This is a genomic window from Pyxidicoccus fallax (assembly GCF_012933655.1).
Lineage (GTDB): Bacteria > Myxococcota > Myxococcia > Myxococcales > Myxococcaceae > Myxococcus > Myxococcus fallax.
In genome coordinates, this window is record NZ_JABBJJ010000087.1 from 24,958 (window position 1) to 39,199 (window position 14,242).

The following is a 14,242-nucleotide window of genomic DNA, read 5'->3' on the forward strand; positions in this document are numbered from 1 at the left end:
ACGATGTGGGACGGCGACCGGTGGGTGGGAGGAAGCGAGGAAGAGCTGTTCGCGACGGTTCGCTACGAGCTGGAGGTGGATCCTGCCTTGAGCTCCTGGGACCCGGGCATCACCGGGCAGCTCCGATTCACGGACACCGACCCATCCGTCAATTGGACCATGCTCGATCAGCGTCTCCTCGAAGTGCTGCGGCGGCTGCGGACGTCGGACGGGCCCCACGCCGCCGCGCTCCGGAACGAAGTCCGAAGCCTGGTCCTCAATACTCATCGGCTCGGCGGCCCGCTGGACCTGAGCTGCCTCACCGGCCTGACCGCGCTCGAGCGCGTCTGCGTGCACTCACACACCGGCATCACCGGCGTGTCGGCGCTCGGGGAGCTCCCCGCGCTGCGAAGCGCGACGCTCGTCGCGCACGAAAACAGAAGCATCCAGGGCCTCGAGGGCATCTCGCGGAGCCAGAGTCTCGAATTCCTCAAGTTCTCCTATGGCAGGCTGGGCGATCTCCGAGGGCTGTCGGGGCTGCGCACCCTCCGCCGCCTATACATCTATGACACCGAGCCCATCTCCCTCACGGGCATCGAGGAGCTCCCCCTCGAAGAGGTCGAGCTATGCACCTTCCACAATGAGTGGGACCTCACGGCGCTGGCCTCGCTCCGTGCCCTGCGCTTGCTCGACTACCAGGGGCCGCTCTCCTTGAACGTGGCCCGGGCCCTCGCGAAGTGCCGGGTGCCTCGGCTGGTCCTGCCTCAGTTCACGGCGGAGACGGACCCCGCCGCCATCGCGGCGCTGCCAGATGCCGAGGAGCTCGAAATGCGCCTCCAGAAGCTGGGCACGGCCCCGGTGGACGGGCGACTTCCCGTGACGGCGCTCTCGGTGCCCTCCCTCGACGACGCGGAGCTCCGCCAGCTGGCGCGGGCGCCACGGCTGCGCTCCCTGTATGTCCGCGTCCTGAAAGCGACCAACCTCGACCCGCTCGCGGACCTCGCGGAGCTCCAGGAGCTCCGCTTCGACTCCGCCCGGAAGCTCCGCACCCTGGACCGGGTACCGAACGCCGTCTTCATCGAGGACCGGCGCCTGCCGGGGGCCCCCAACCGGCTGCTCCTGCGGGACACGCCGCTCACCTCCATCCGGCAGCTCGGCAGACTGCGAGGCGTCGACCACCTCGACCTCCGAGGCTGCACCGGACTCACCTCGCTGTGGGGACTGGAGGGGATGGACTCGCTGCGCTCCATCGACCTCCGCGGCTGCTCCGGGCTCGTGGACATGAGCTCGCTCGCGGCGCTTCCCGGGCTGCGCGCCATCATCGCGAACGACCAGGGCCCCATCGAGCCCTTTCCCCTCAGCGTCTACCCGCGGGTGTTCCGGTCGAACCTGCGCAACATCGTCGAGCGGCTGTATCGGGGCGAGATGGACACACCCGACCCGTGACCATCACCTGGGCCGACCTCGAGAAGACAACGACCACGTACACCGCGAAGTGCGTCACCAGCCCCTACAACCACACGTGCAACTTCTGCACGTCCAACAACATCTACTACGCCGAGTACACCGCCGCTGGACGGAGACCTCATCGATGTCTCCATCGAGCACGGCGTCGCGGGCTGGGACGTGGTCGAGTTCAAGCTGGAGTCCGGCCCGGACGTGACGTGGTGGAAGCAGGTCACCATCCTCGGCGGCGGCGAGTCGTGGCGGGTGTGGAACCAGGATGGCCGCTCCTGGTGCGACTGGCCGAACCCGTCCACCTTCAACTGCAACACCCACTCGCAGTGGGCCAGCATCGTCACGGGCAACGACGCGCGCTTCGTCTTCAGCAAGGCGAAGGGCCTCTTCGCCACGCACACGGACATGTACGTCCTCTACAACCTGTCCGAGCGTCTCTCCGGTGGCGACCGGGTGACCTTCCGCTGGGTCCGGGACTGATTCGGAGCCACGCACTCTTTGGGAGCGGCGCGTGCGTCGCGTCGCTCCCTGCCTCCCGGGTACACTTCCCCAGAGGGGAAACACGCGATGTGGGAAGGCGCCCGGTGGGTGGGAGGAAGCGACGAGGAGCTGTTCGCGACGGTTCGCTACGACCCGGCGCCGCACGGCTTCCTGCGCGAGGTGGCCCAGGACGCCCCCGGCCTGCTCCGCTTCAGGGAGAACGGGCCCTGGCAGGAGGCGGATGTACGCGAGCAGCGGCTCATCGAGGTGCTCCAGCGCCTGCGCTCCGCGAGCGGGCCTCGCGCCACCGAGCTGCGCTCGCAGGTCCGATCGCTGACCGTGGACACGTGGCCGCGCCTGGGCGGCCCCTTCGATGTCGGCTGGCTCACGGGCCTGGCGGCGCTGGAGCGCGTCACGGTGTACTCGAACACCGGCATCACCCGCGCGGCGGCCCTCGCCGAGCTGCCCGCGCTGCGCCACGCGACGCTCTACGCGTTCGGGCGGAACGAAATCCGGGAGCTCGACGGGGTCTCCCGATGCCGTCGTCTCGAATCGCTCAATCTCTACTGGGGTGGACTCAGGGACCTTCGCGCGCTCTCAGGCCTGGAGAGACTCCGGCGGCTGGCCGTCCACGCCAATCAGCCCCTCTCCCTGACGGGCATCGAGGAGCTTCCCCTGGAGGAACTGGAGCTCTGGCTCACGCCCGAGGGCAATGACCTCACGGCGCTCACGGCGCTCCGCTCGCTGCGCTCGCTCGACTTCCGCGGGCAACTGTCCGCCTCGGACGCCAGGGTCATCGCGAGATGCCGTATCCCCGTGCTGCGGATGCCTGATTATTCGGGCCGGACAGACCCCGCGGCCATCGCGGCGCTCCCGGACGCCCAGGAAATCGACCTCCGGATCAGCACGCTGAGCTCGGCCACCGAAGTCCGGCGGCTTCCCATGACCTCGCTCGATGCGGCCTACCTCACCGACGCGGGATTGCGCCTGCTCGCGAACGCACCGCGACTGCGCACCCTCCGGGTCCACGAGATACTCGCGACGGACCTCACGCCGCTCGTGGACCTTCCGGAGCTGCGAGAGCTCCGCTTCAACATCGCCCGGGAGTTCCGCTCACTCGACCAGGTGCCGCGCGCCGTCTTCCTGCCCGACCCACGCCAGCCGGACGGCCCCAACCGGCTCGTGCTGCAGAGCGCGCCACTCACCTCCATCCGGCAGCTCGGCAACCTGCGGGGCGTGGAGCACCTCGACCTCCGCAACTGCACCCAGCTCATGTCCCTGTGGGGGCTGGAGGGGATGAACGAGCTGAAGACCCTCGACCTCCGCGACTGCCCCAACCTCGTGGACATGACCTCGCTCGAGGCGCTTCCCGCGCTGCGGGCGGTGATGGTGAATCACCGGGGGCCGACGGAGCCCTTTCCATCGAGCATCTGGCCGAAGGTGGTCCGGAACCACCTGCGCGGCTTCGTCCGGCGGCTGCACCGCGGAGAGGTGGACGCGTCGGGCCCGTGACTATGCGCGCGGGCCGCGCACCAGGGCGCTCGGCGTCACGCCGAGGACGCGCTTCATGCAGCGGGCCATGTGGCTCTGGTGCGAGAAGCCCGCTTCGAGCGCCACCTGCCCCGCCGGCAGCCGGCCCCGCAGGAGCAGCGTCCTCGCGCGCTCCACGCGGCGCTGGATGACGTACTCGTGCACGGGCACACCCATGGTGCGCTTGAACAGCGTCTTCAGATGGGACGCGCTCACGCCCACGACGCCCGCCAGCCGGACAAGCGAGAGGTCCTTGTCGAGATGGTCCTCGATGTAGTCCGTCAGGCGCCGCTGCTGTGCCGGTGAGAGCCCGCGCACGCGCTCCAGGGGCGCCGGGTAGCGGCCCAGCAGGTGGATGGAGAGCGCGAGCCCCAGGCTCTCCGTGTAGAGCAGCCCGCCCGGGTGGCCGGCCTGCCGGTCCGCGTCCAACGCCCAGGCGATGTGTTCGATTTGCGGGTCCTTGAACTGGTGGCGCGGCTCCAGCCCGGCGCGGTCCGGGTCCATGCCCATGTCCTCGGCGGCGCGGCGCAGGAGCGTGGGGGAGAGCCGCACGACGACGGAGGTGCTCGCGTCGGTGTGCTCCCACACATCCGACATCCCGGCGGGGCAGAGGTCCACGTCGCCGCGCGTGTAGACGAAGCGGTGGAAGCTGCAGTTCCCATGCGTGGGCGCACCCGCATGGACCTTCAGCAGGTGGTCTGGCAGGGGAGCAAGCTCCACCACGCCGGGCGCCATCGTCTGGAGCTCCACGCTCAGCCCCACCCGGGCCCTGGGGATGTCCTCCCGGACCACCGGACGGGGGCTGGCGCCTCCGCCGGAGTACAGCGCGAGCGCGGCCTGCTTCTCCCTGCTCATGACGTTCGCTCCTCCCCGCGATGCTCCACCGGCCTCGCGGCGTCCGTCCATGACTTATGCCAACGGGGCCCTTCGGCTGCATCCATTCGTGCTCTTCGCGCGTCCGAACGTGTGCGACGACCCGGCCCGCGGCTCCTATTCATGTGCCTGTCACAAGGAGATGGTCATGGGCAGGTACGCAGGGAAGAAGGCAGTCGTCACCGGCGGAACGACGGGCATGGGACTCGCGACGGTGAAGGCGCTCCTGGAGGGGGGCGCCGAGGTGCTCCTCACGGGGCTGAACGAGAAGAACCTGGAGGCGGCGCGGCGGGAGCTCGGACCCCGGGCCCACGTGGTGCGCTCGGACACGGCCAGCCTGGCGGACATCGACGCGCTCGGCCGGGCCGTGCAGGAGAAGCTGGGAGAGGTGGACTTCGTGTTCATCAACGCCGGCTTCGCGCGGTTCGGGACGTTGGAGCAGGTCACCGAGGCCGTGTACGACCAGACCTTCGGCATCAACACGAAGGGCGCGTTCTTCACGGCGCAGCGGCTGGCCCCGCTCGTCCGCAAGGGAGGTGCGTTCGTCTTCACCACCTCCGTGGCGGACCTGATGGGCTCGCCCGGGCTGAGCGTGTACTCGGGGGCGAAGGCGGCGGTGCGGTCCTTCGCGCAGGTGTTCGCCGCGGAGCTGCTGCCGCGCGGCATCCGGGTGAACGTGGTGAGCCCCGGCTTCATCAAGACACCCACCATGGGCGTGTCCGGCGCCTCCCCGGAGGACCTCGCGGCCTTCGAACAGGAGGGCAACACCGTCACCCCCATGAAGCGCATCGGCACGGTCGAGGAGGTCGCCCGCGCGGCGCTGTTCCTCGCCTTCGAGGCCACCTTCACCACCGGCGTCGAGCTGCCCGTCGATGGCGGCCTCACGCAGGTCCACCTTCCGAACCACTAACGCATTCATCCCAGGAGAGCGTTGTCATGAAGCCACGAATCGCGGTCATCGGCGTGGGGCGAATGGGCTCCGCGCTCGTCAGTGCATTTCTCGGACAGGGCCATGGAGTCGACATCTGGAATCGCACGCGCGCGAAGTGCGAGCCGCTCGCGGCGAAGGGAGCGCGCATCGCGGAGACGGTGCGGGACGCAGCCGCCGCCGCGGACATCGTCGTCGTGAACGTGAACGACTACGCCGCGAGCGACGCCCTGCTCCGGAAGGAGGAGGTGACGCGGGCGCTGAGCGGGAAGCTGCTGGTGCAGCTCACGTCCGGCTCGCCGAGCCAGGCGCGCGAGCAGGCCACGTGGGCGCGCAGGAATGACATCGCGTACCTGGACGGAGCCATCATGGGGACGCCGGACTTCATCGGCACGCCCGGGTGCACCATCCTGTACGCGGGCCCGAGCGAGCTGTTCGAGCGGCACAAGCCGGTGTTCCTCGCGCTCGGAGGCAACCCGCAGTACGTGGGCTCTGATGTCGGGCACGCCTCCGCGCTCGACAGCGCGCTGCTCGTGTACATGTGGGGCGCGTTGTTCGGCGCGCTCCAGGGCGCGGCCATCTGCGAGGCGGAGGGTGTTTCGCTGGAGGCGCTCACGGGCTACGTGAAGGCCACGACGCCGGTGGTGGACGGGGCGGTGGCGGACCTCTTCGCGCGCATCCGGCAGCGCCGGTTCGGCGCCGATGAGCAGACCCTGGCGACGATGGAAATCCATGCCGGGGCGCTGCAGCACGTGCTCGCCATCTGCGATGAGCGCGGCATCCCGCGCGGGGTACCGGCGGCCTTCGACCAGCTCTTCCAGAAGGCCATCCTGGCCGGGGACGGGCAGGCGGACTTCGCGGCGCTCCACCGCTTCATGCGCCCGGCGTGAGCCTTCCGGGGGAGGACCCGCTCGCGGGGTGGGGCGGGTCCTCTCAGCGGCCGGAGCGGCCAGGCTTCGCCGTGAGGTCGCGCTCCAGCCGCGTCAGCAACGCCACCTCGGCGCGCGCACGCTCGGCGAGCGGAGCGAAGAGCAGGCGCGCGCGCAGGGCCATCCCCTGCTCCAGCTCGAAGGCGCGCAGGTCCTCCGGCAGCGTCAACAGCAGCTCGCCGAGGGGCTTCACCCGGTGGAGCTGGTAGGAGCCGTCCGCTTCCAGCCGGCGCACCAGCGCCTCCGGAGTCAGCCCCCGCGCGAGCCCGTCTTTCGCCTGCGCGTGCAGCTGGAGCCCGGAGTGCACCCGCTCCTCCAGGTCCGCGAGCACCCTGGTCGCCGTCTCGCGCGCCGTCGCGAGCAGTCTCAGGGGGTCCAGCGCGCGCTCCACCCGGCGGCGAAGGGCGGCGGGCACGTTCCGCGCGCGCCCTTCCACCCGGGCCAGCACGGCGTCGCGGTAGCTCGCGGCGAACACCACCCGGAACAGGGCCTCCTCCAGCGGCAGCCGGTCCTCCGACGTGAGTCCCTCGGACAGCCCGACGAGTCCTTCCCCCGTGAGGACATGGCGCTGCCTCCGCGAGGTGGCGCCGCCCGGCGGGCCCGCCACGGTCTCCAGCCATCCGGTCTGACGCAGCCGCGTGAGCGCCCGCCGGACCTGCGTGAGGTCGATGTCTTGCGAGGGCCGGACGACGTCGTGCTCGGCCCAGTTGGTGAAGAGGAGGAAGAAGAAGCGCACGTCGGAGGCACGAAAGCCGCCGACCCGCGCGCCCGCGCCATGCGCGGCCAGCAGCGCCGCCTGCACGAAGGTGGCCTGCGCGGCCACGAAGCCCAGCCGGTGCGAGAGCGTGGAGGAACGTGCCATGTGAGGTCCGATGCTAGACGAGCGCGCCGTGAGTGGCCCGATGCCAGCTGACTGTGTCACCTCTCCCCCTGTCAGGGGTAGCGTGCGCCTCGCCCCATGACGAAGTCACATGCCCTCTGGCTGGTGCCGCTGCTGCTCACCGTGCACAACACGGAGGAGGCGCTGTGGATGCACCGGGTGCTGCCGCTGGCGCCGGAACGCATTCCCGCGCCAATGCGGAGCCTGCTGCCCACCGTCACCCTGCCCCAGTTCCTGCTCGTGCTGGGCCTGGTGACGGTGCTGCCCTACTGCGTCGCCCGCTGGGGAGACCTGGAGCGCGAGCGCGGGCCAGCGACGTACGCCCTGCTGACGCTCCAGGTGACCATGGCCCTCAATGTGCTGTCCCACGTGGGCACAGCGGTGACGCTCGGTGGCTACGCCCCCGGGCTCGTCACGGCGCTGCTCGTCAACGTGCCCTTCAGCGCGTACCTGTTCCGCCGCGCCGCGAGAGCGCGTTGGGTGAGGCCTCGGGACTGGGTGGGAATGGTGGCCGTGGCGCTGGTGCTTCATGGCCCCGTGCTGCTCGGGCTCATGGCGCTCGCCGGCCGGGTGACGCGCGCCTCGAACTGAGGCGCTTCAGTCCAGCAGGTGCGGATTGCGCAGGATGAGCAGCCCCGCCTGCACGGTGGCGGTGTAGTCGTTGAGCTTGCCGGCGTTGGCGAGCACCGTCACGTCCCGGCTGCCCGTCTCGGCAATCACCCGGTCCACCAGCTGCTCACCCTGGTTGTACGCGGCGAACGTCAGCCGCCAGTCGCCGCCATAGCGCGCGTGCAGGTCGGACAGCAGCGCCGCGGCGGCCTGCGTCTCACGCGTCACGTCCAGGCGCTCGTCCTTCTTCGCGCTCACCTCCAGCCCGTAGCGGCGCGCCGTGTCCGGGATGAACATCCACACGCCCGCGCCGCGCAGGCCCGGGGCCAGGGACGGGTTCGTGCTCGTCTCCGGCATGTTCGTCACCGCCGACTCCACCACCGCCACGGCCAGCAGGCCCTCGGGGAGGTTCTTCGCGCGCAGCCCCGTCAGCAGCGCCTCGCGCTGCGCCGCCAGATTCGTGAGCGCGCGCTTCATGAAGGCGCGCCCCTTCTCCGTGCCGATGAGCCGGTTGACCTGCGCCACCACCTGCGCGTCCACCACCACCGGCACGTCTCCGGCTGGCTGGCTCGACTCGGCGAGCGCCTTCGCCTCCGCGAGCGTCACCGTGCGGCCGCGCGCCGCGCCCTGGGCCAGCGTCGCCAGGGGAAGAAGGACGAGGGACAACGCGGCCAGCAGCGCCGCGACGCCATGAGCACGCAGGGGACGGGGTTGGAACAGCATCTCGATTCTCCTTTGGGTCGGGTGGGACATGCCGGTGGCTCCGGCGGGAAGGGGCGGCGCGCCCGGAAGCGACAGCGCCGCCTGAAGCAGGCATTTCGCGTAGGCGTGCGCCTGGGCCCGGCCACTGGCCACCAGCGCCTCGTCACACGCCAGCTCCTGGAGCGAGGCCAGCCAGCGTGACAGCAGATGCGCCGCCGGATGCCAGAAGAACGCGCCCGTGAGCACGAGCCGCGCGAAGGCCAGGTGCGTGTCACGCTGGCGGTGGTGCTGCAGCTCGTGCAGCACCGTGAGTCGGAAGGACTCCGCGTCCTCCAGCAGCGACGGAGGCACCACCACCCACGCGGACGGGCCCCGGCGGCGGGGGAACCACGCGGAGAAGGCGGGCGTGCCCTCCTCTCCCAGCGCCACCACGACGCGGCCCACGCCTCGCACCCGGGGCAATGCCTCCAGCCGGCGCAACAGCCGCCGGTGACGCGCCAGCGCCCGCCCGGTGAAGACGGCCGCGCCCACGGCGAGCCCCAGCCCGACGAGTGACAGCGCCGTCGGCCATGACGGCCCCGACGCGCGAGCCGGAGTCACGGCCCGAGCGGCCGGAGCATTCCACGTGGGCGCGGGCAGCCGTCCCGCGTGCCGCGCCACCGAGCGCTCGAAGGTGAAGAGCGGCCCGGCCGGCGACAGCGCGTGGGCCCCTGTCGCAAGCAGCGGCAGCACCAGCGCGAGCAGCAGCGCCCCCCGCCCCACGCGCAGCGACTGGCGCGCGGACAGCGGCACCCCCACCCACGCGAGCAGGGCCAGCCCAAGCCGCGTCAACAGCAGCGCCACCGGCAGCAGCAGCGCCACCGCCACGTACCAGGAAGCCAGCTCCCGGAGGGCCGCGCTCATGACTTGTCCCCCTTCCCCTTGAGCAGCTTGCGGATCTGCTCCACCTCCTCGGGCGCCAGTGGCACCGCCTCCACCAGCCGCGCCACCAGCGCGGACGGCGTGCCCTCGAAGAGGGTGTCCACCAGGTGGCGCACGCTCTGGGCCTCGTACGCCTCGCGCGGCAGCACCGCCGAGTACAGGTGGCCCCGGCCCTGCTTGCGGCTGCGCACCACGCCCTTCTGCTCCAGAATCCGCAGGACGGTGGAGACCGAGGTGTACGCGAGCGCGCGCTCGGGCGGCAGCGCGGCGAGCACGTCCGCCACGCTCACCTCGCCCAGGCGCCAGACGATGTGCATCAGTTCGAGCTCCACCGGCGTCAACGGCCGGGGCGCTTCGGGCTCGGGTTTGCTGGCCACGTGAGTTCCTCCGTGACCCGCAAACTACTAAGGCCTTAGTTGCTCGTCAACTAAGCCCTTAGTTGATTCCACGGGGTGGGCCCGCGCCTCACACGCCGAGGGCGGAGCGCAGCTCGGGAAGGCGCTGGGCCTTCACCGCGCCGAAGACGAAGCGGTCCGGGCGGAGCACCACCACGTCGGCGGCGTGACGGGAGAACCACTCCGTCAGCTTCCCGGTGACGTCCACCACCGCCGGGGCCTCGGCCTTGGGGGTCTGCTGGGCGGGGCGGAAGGTCACCAGCCGGCCGCCGAGCGACTCGGCCAGCTCGCGCGCCGCGGCCAGCTCCGCCGCCGGGGCGTCCCAGCGGCACAGCACCGTGAAGTCGTTGCCCAGCGTCTGGTCGAGCAGCACCTCCTCGCCCGACTCCAACCGCACCTTCGGCTGGATGAAGTACGAGCCCTCCGCCGCCTTGGGGTCCACCTTCGGGCCGCCGAAGTAGTAGCCCTGGGCGTGCAGCGGCGGCTGCTTGAACTCGAAGCCCTGGATGAAGCGGCGCACGCGGGGGATGCGCTGGACGGTGCGCATGAACACGTCGCGCAGCGTGGCCACCACCGGGTTGCGCGCCATGAAGAGGTGCCCCACGTTGACGCACAGCTTCTGCACGTCCGCCACGTGCGGGCGGCGCTCCTGCTCGTAGCTGTCCAGCAGCGAGTCCGAAGCCTGCCCGTGCAGCACCCGCTTCAGCTTCCAGGCGAGGTTGGCCGCGTCGCGCATGCCGGACACGAGCCCCTGGCCCATGAAGGGAGGCATGGTGTGCGCCGCGTCACCCAGCAGGAAGACGTTGCGCTCGCGCCAGCGCGCCGCGTTGAGGCAGTGGAAGGTGTACACCTGCGCGCGCTCGATGCGCACGCGCTTCGGGTCGACGTAGGGGGCGATGAGCCCGGCGATGGTCTCCGGCTTCTCCAGGTGCTCGCGCGTCTCGCCGGGCATCATCATGAACTCCCACCGGAGCTGGTTCCTCGCGCCGGTGGCGATGAAGGCGGGGCGCTTCGGGTCGCACACGAAGCGGCAGAGGTCCGGCGCCGGGCCGTCGATGGTGCCCGACACCGCCAGCCACTGCTCGCCGTAGGCCTTGCCGGACATCTCGATGCCCAGCGCCTTGCGCACCGCGCTGCGCGCGCCGTCACACGCCAGCAGGTACCGCCCGCGCACCGAGTGCACCGCGCCGGTGGCCACCTCGCGGTAGCGCACCGTCACCCCGCGTGCGTCCTGCTCCACGCTCTCGAAGGCCATGCCCTGCCGCAGCTCCACGTGCGGGAAGCGCTGGAAGCCGTCGCGCAGCGCGCCCTCCAGCAGGGGCTGGTGGAAGAACCACAGCGGCGTGTGCCCGAAGCCGAAGTCCGTCTGGCCCGTGTGCACTTCCGCGAAGCGCTTGCCGGAGCCGCCCACGTACTCCGCGAAGCGCGTCTCCTTCATGTCCTTCTGGAGCAGCTCCAGCAGGCCCGTGGCCTGGTAGATGCGCAGCCCCTCGTCGTCGCACGAGAAGGCCCGGGGCTCGCCGTGCGGCGCCACGTCGCGCTCCAATAGCAACGTCCGCACGCCCATCAACCCCAGCAGATTCCCGGTGAGCGCGCCCACCGGGCCACAGCCGCTGATGATGACATCGACCTGCATGTCGGACTGTTGGCTGTCGCAACCCATGGTGCCTCCTCGGGCAATAACTCGCATATTGAATAACCAGAGGGTGTGACCACGCTGTGACGGCGTTCACAGCTCTTTCCGTCATCCGCCCGCAGCGGCGAAGTTCGGCAGGACAGAACACCCACATGACAAGGATTGTCACTCCTGGGGCAATCCCTACCCGTGACGGAGCCCCCGGTGTGGCGTGATACCTTCCCGTGCCTCCCACCGAGGGGGGCTTCGGGGAGGACATGTCAGGTAACGAGGTGGCAGACACGCGAAGTGTCCGCCTGGAGCTGCTCGGCGAGGCGCGGCTCCGGAGCGGTGACGCGCTCATTGCGTTGGAGCGCCGTACCGCCGGTGTGCTCGCGTGGCTCGCGCTGGAGGGGCCCCACCCCAAGTACCGGCTCGCGGGGCTGCTGTGGGCGGAGTCCAGCGAGACGACGGCGCGCAACAACATGCGACAGCTGCTGCGCCGGCTGCGGCTGGCGTGCGGAGCGGACCTGGTGCAGGGCACGGACGTGCTGTCCCTCTGTGAGAGCGTCGTCAGCGACGCCAACGAATTGCAGGCCCACGTGCTCGCGGGGCGCCACACCCAGGCGCTGGCGCTGGACGGCGTGCTGCTGGGCGCGCTCGAGTACGAGGACTGCAGCGAGTTCCAGCGGTGGCTGGAGGGCGCGCGCGAGCGGCTGGACAAGCTGCGGCGCCGGGCCGCGGCGCTGGAGTCGGAGGCGCGGGAGCGGCGGGGAGACCTGACGGGAGCGCTCGCACTGGCGGAGCAGCTCATCAGCATGGACCCGTACTCGGAGGAATCCTGGCGCCGGCTGATGCGACTGCAGTACGTGGGCGGAGACCGGATGGCGGCGCTCAACACGTTCGAGCGGTGCCGCCGCATGCTGCGCGAGGAGCTGGGCACCACGCCGCTGCCGGAGACGCTGGCGCTGGCGCGGGAAATCGAGCGCGGACCCAAGACGTCGACGGCCCCCGCCCCTCCGAAGCCGAAGCTGCCGCTGTCCGTGCTGCGCCCGCCCGTGCTGGTGGGACGTGAGCGCGAGTGGGCGCGGATGGAAGCGGCGTGGGAGGCGGGGCAGACCATCTTCCTGGCGGGCGAGCCCGGCGTGGGCAAGACGCGCCTGGCGCATGACTTCGCGGCGTCGCGCGGCATGCACTTCGTCCTGGAGGCGCGGCCCGGGGAGCTGAGCGTGCCGTACGCGTCGCACGTACGGCTGGTGCGTCAGCTGCTGGCCAGGATGCCGGACCCGAAGCTGGAGCCCTGGGTGCGGCGCGAGCTGGCGCGACTCCTGCCGGACATGGCCGGGCCCGAGGGGCCGCCCCCGCCCATGGCGGACGAGGCGGACCGCAGCCGCTTCCTCGAGGCGCACTGCCAGCTCGTCTACCAGCTGTGCACCGGGGTGGACGCGCTCGTCGCGGACGACCTGCAGTTCATGGACACGGCGACGGCGGAGTTCGCGGTGCTGATGCTGTCGCGCCGCCACGCGCCCGGGCCGGGGGGACGCTTCCCGCGCTTCATCGATACCTACCGGAGCGACGAGCTGTCCCCGCAGGCCCACGCGTGCGTGCAGCAGCTGGTGGTCGCGGGGCTGGCCGTCGTCATCGAGCTGGAGCCGCTGGCCCCGGACGCGGTGGGCGAGCTGCTCCACACGCTGGACCTGCCCGGCGCGGAGCGGCTGGCCCCGGACGTGTCGCGGCACACCGGCGGCAACCCGCTCTTCATCACCGAGACGCTCAAGCACCTCCTGGAGACGGGCGGGCTGGAGCGCGGCTGGCCCGAGCACGTGCCTCCCTCCGGGCGCGGACGGCAGCTGCTCCAGCAGCGCCTGGAGCGGCTCTCGCCGGCGGCCCTGCAGGTGGCCCGGCTGGCGGCGCTGGCGCGACAGTCCTTCGGGCTGGAGCTGGCCAGCGAGGTGCTGGAGATGCCGGCGCTCACGCTCGCCACGCACCTGTCGGAGCTGGAGGGCGCGCAAATCATCCGCAACGAGCGCTTCACGCACGACCTGCTCTTCGAGGTGGTGCGCGAGGGTGTGCCGCGCTCGCTGGGGTCGCTGCTCCACCGCCGGCTGGCGCTCGCGTTGGAGCTGCGCAAGGCGGCCCCGTCGGTGGTGGCGCAGCACTGGCTGGAGGGCCACGAGCCGCAGCGCGCCGTGCCCTTCCTGGTGGCCGCCGCCCAGTCCGAAGCCGCCGCCCTGCGGCACCTGGAGGCCGCGCTGCTGTACCACCGCGCCGCCGCGCTGCTGGAGGAGATAGGCAATTCCGACGAGGCCGCGCGCGTCAGGTCCCGGGCCCGGGGAATCGCCAGCGCGTAGGTCCGCGAGACGCCGTGTGGGAGCGGGCCCGGAGCAAAGACAGACGGTGCGCCAATGACACACACGCACTGTCTGACAGGTGGCCTCAATGCCTTCTCACCCGCTCCTCCGCGCGGGTGGGACACGCACCCCGCTCGATACACCCTGACGGGTCGCCCCGGCCTCCCCAGCGTATAGTGGGTCTCCACGAGGGAGAACATTTGTCTCAGACCCGGGTACGGGGGTCTGACCTGAACCGCACACGACATCGTCCAAGCGGTCAGATGCCCGTCCGCCTTGCGGTGCGAATTCTCAGAGCATGACTACGACGATCGAACATGCGGATTTCCACCAGGTGACGGCGCTGTACCCCGAGGAGCAGGAACTGATGGCTCCCGAACAACTCGCGGTGACGCCCCAGTCCGCCGCCCAGCTGCGTTACAAGGCGAGCCTCTGGCTCACGCGCGCGCAGCGGGAGTTCCACGACGCCGTCTTCACCCGCGACGGCTCCGAGGAGTCCCGGATGCGCTTCGCCAGCGCCCGCGCGGAGCTCGACTCGGCGGAGGCCTGGGCCCTGCGCGTCGCCGACGCCGTCTCCCGCCCCCGCGGTGTC

At 71.1% G+C, this 14,242-nt stretch carries 13 protein-coding genes; 8 read left to right on the forward strand and 5 right to left on the reverse strand.

Features of this window, described 5'->3' with window-relative positions:
• Positions 1-3 precede the first annotated feature (3 nt).
• From HG543_RS19775 to HG543_RS19785, 3 genes are all read left to right on the forward strand, one after another.
• On the forward strand, positions 4-1,425 hold the full coding sequence (locus HG543_RS19775) for a leucine-rich repeat domain-containing protein (RefSeq protein WP_169346363.1): 1,422 nt from the start codon (positions 4-6) through the stop codon (positions 1,423-1,425).
• 180 nt (positions 1,426-1,605) lie between these two features.
• Positions 1,606-1,917 (forward strand): hypothetical protein, encoded by a 312-nt coding sequence (locus HG543_RS19780; RefSeq protein WP_169346364.1) that lies wholly within the window; start codon positions 1,606-1,608, stop codon positions 1,915-1,917.
• A gap of 87 nt (positions 1,918-2,004) precedes the next feature.
• On the forward strand, positions 2,005-3,429 hold the full coding sequence (locus tag HG543_RS19785) for a leucine-rich repeat domain-containing protein (protein ID WP_169346365.1): 1,425 nt from the start codon (positions 2,005-2,007) through the stop codon (positions 3,427-3,429).
• Here HG543_RS19785 and HG543_RS19790 read toward each other — a convergent pair whose 3' ends face one another.
• On the reverse strand, positions 3,430-4,302 hold the full coding sequence (locus HG543_RS19790; RefSeq protein ID WP_169346366.1) for a helix-turn-helix transcriptional regulator: 873 nt from the start codon (positions 4,300-4,302) through the stop codon (positions 3,430-3,432). It lies immediately after the preceding gene.
• Between the two features lie 166 nt (positions 4,303-4,468).
• Between HG543_RS19790 and HG543_RS19795 the strand changes: the two genes are divergently transcribed.
• A complete protein-coding gene (locus tag HG543_RS19795) occupies positions 4,469-5,230 on the forward strand; it encodes an SDR family oxidoreductase (RefSeq protein ID WP_169346367.1) in 762 nt (253 codons plus the stop codon).
• A gap of 26 nt (positions 5,231-5,256) precedes the next feature.
• Positions 5,257-6,138 (forward strand): NAD(P)-dependent oxidoreductase, encoded by an 882-nt coding sequence (locus tag HG543_RS19800; protein ID WP_169346368.1) that lies wholly within the window; start codon positions 5,257-5,259, stop codon positions 6,136-6,138.
• A gap of 43 nt (positions 6,139-6,181) precedes the next feature.
• Here the strand turns inward: HG543_RS19800 and HG543_RS19805 are convergent, their stop codons facing one another.
• Entirely contained in the window at positions 6,182-7,039 is an 858-nt protein-coding gene (locus HG543_RS19805; protein WP_169346369.1) for a hypothetical protein, read from the reverse strand.
• A 96-nt stretch (positions 7,040-7,135) separates the two neighbouring features.
• Between HG543_RS19805 and HG543_RS19810 the strand changes: the two genes are divergently transcribed.
• Positions 7,136-7,648 carry an HXXEE domain-containing protein gene (locus HG543_RS19810; protein WP_169346370.1) on the forward strand — a complete coding sequence of 171 codons (513 nt, stop codon included), beginning with the start codon at positions 7,136-7,138 and terminating at the stop codon, positions 7,646-7,648.
• Between the two features lie 6 nt (positions 7,649-7,654).
• On the opposite strand, the gene HG543_RS19815 is transcribed toward HG543_RS19810, so the two are convergent.
• The 3 genes from HG543_RS19815 to mhpA form a co-directional block, all read right to left on the reverse strand.
• Complete coding sequence (locus HG543_RS19815) at positions 7,655-9,271, reverse strand: transglycosylase SLT domain-containing protein (RefSeq protein WP_169346371.1); 1,617 nt, start codon at positions 9,269-9,271, stop codon at positions 7,655-7,657.
• The gene (locus HG543_RS19820; RefSeq protein ID WP_169346372.1) at positions 9,268-9,666 is read right to left on the reverse strand and encodes a BlaI/MecI/CopY family transcriptional regulator; all 399 of its coding nucleotides are present in this window, start codon (positions 9,664-9,666) and stop codon (positions 9,268-9,270) included. The genes HG543_RS19815 and HG543_RS19820 overlap by 4 nt, the downstream gene beginning before the upstream one ends.
• Before the next feature lie 88 nt (positions 9,667-9,754).
• Positions 9,755-11,347 carry a bifunctional 3-(3-hydroxy-phenyl)propionate/3-hydroxycinnamic acid hydroxylase MhpA gene (mhpA, locus tag HG543_RS19825; RefSeq protein WP_169346373.1) on the reverse strand — a complete coding sequence of 531 codons (1,593 nt, stop codon included), beginning with the start codon at positions 11,345-11,347 and terminating at the stop codon, positions 9,755-9,757.
• 230 nt (positions 11,348-11,577) lie between these two features.
• Here mhpA and HG543_RS19830 point away from each other — a divergent pair, with 230 nt between their 5' ends.
• Both HG543_RS19830 and HG543_RS19835 read left to right on the forward strand, forming a co-directional pair.
• Positions 11,578-13,650, forward strand: a complete 2,073-nt coding sequence (locus HG543_RS19830) for an ATP-binding protein (protein WP_169346374.1) — start codon at positions 11,578-11,580, stop codon at positions 13,648-13,650.
• 298 nt (positions 13,651-13,948) lie between these two features.
• Positions 13,949-14,242 (forward strand): FruA-associating protein, FapA (locus tag HG543_RS19835; protein ID WP_169346375.1); only part of this gene is annotated, 294 nt, incomplete at its 3' end.

Excerpts from the sequence above, each read along its gene's own strand:
- HG543_RS19830 (WP_169346374.1), top strand. The coding sequence starts at position 11,578 with ATGTCAGGTAACGAGGTGGCAGACACGCGAAGTGTCCGCCTGGAGCTG.
- mhpA (WP_169346373.1), bottom strand. The coding sequence starts at position 11,347 with ATGGGTTGCGACAGCCAACAGTCCGACATGCAGGTCGATGTCATCATC.
- HG543_RS19795 (WP_169346367.1), top strand. The coding sequence starts at position 4,469 with ATGGGCAGGTACGCAGGGAAGAAGGCAGTCGTCACCGGCGGAACGACG.
- HG543_RS19800 (WP_169346368.1), top strand. The coding sequence starts at position 5,257 with ATGAAGCCACGAATCGCGGTCATCGGCGTGGGGCGAATGGGCTCCGCG.
- HG543_RS19810 (WP_169346370.1), top strand. The coding sequence starts at position 7,136 with ATGACGAAGTCACATGCCCTCTGGCTGGTGCCGCTGCTGCTCACCGTG.
- HG543_RS19805 (WP_169346369.1), bottom strand. The coding sequence starts at position 7,039 with ATGGCACGTTCCTCCACGCTCTCGCACCGGCTGGGCTTCGTGGCCGCG.
- HG543_RS19785 (WP_169346365.1), top strand. The coding sequence starts at position 2,005 with ATGTGGGAAGGCGCCCGGTGGGTGGGAGGAAGCGACGAGGAGCTGTTC.
- HG543_RS19815 (WP_169346371.1), bottom strand. The coding sequence starts at position 9,271 with ATGAGCGCGGCCCTCCGGGAGCTGGCTTCCTGGTACGTGGCGGTGGCG.
- HG543_RS19775 (WP_169346363.1), top strand. The coding sequence starts at position 4 with ATGTGGGACGGCGACCGGTGGGTGGGAGGAAGCGAGGAAGAGCTGTTC.
- HG543_RS19790 (WP_169346366.1), bottom strand. The coding sequence starts at position 4,302 with ATGAGCAGGGAGAAGCAGGCCGCGCTCGCGCTGTACTCCGGCGGAGGC.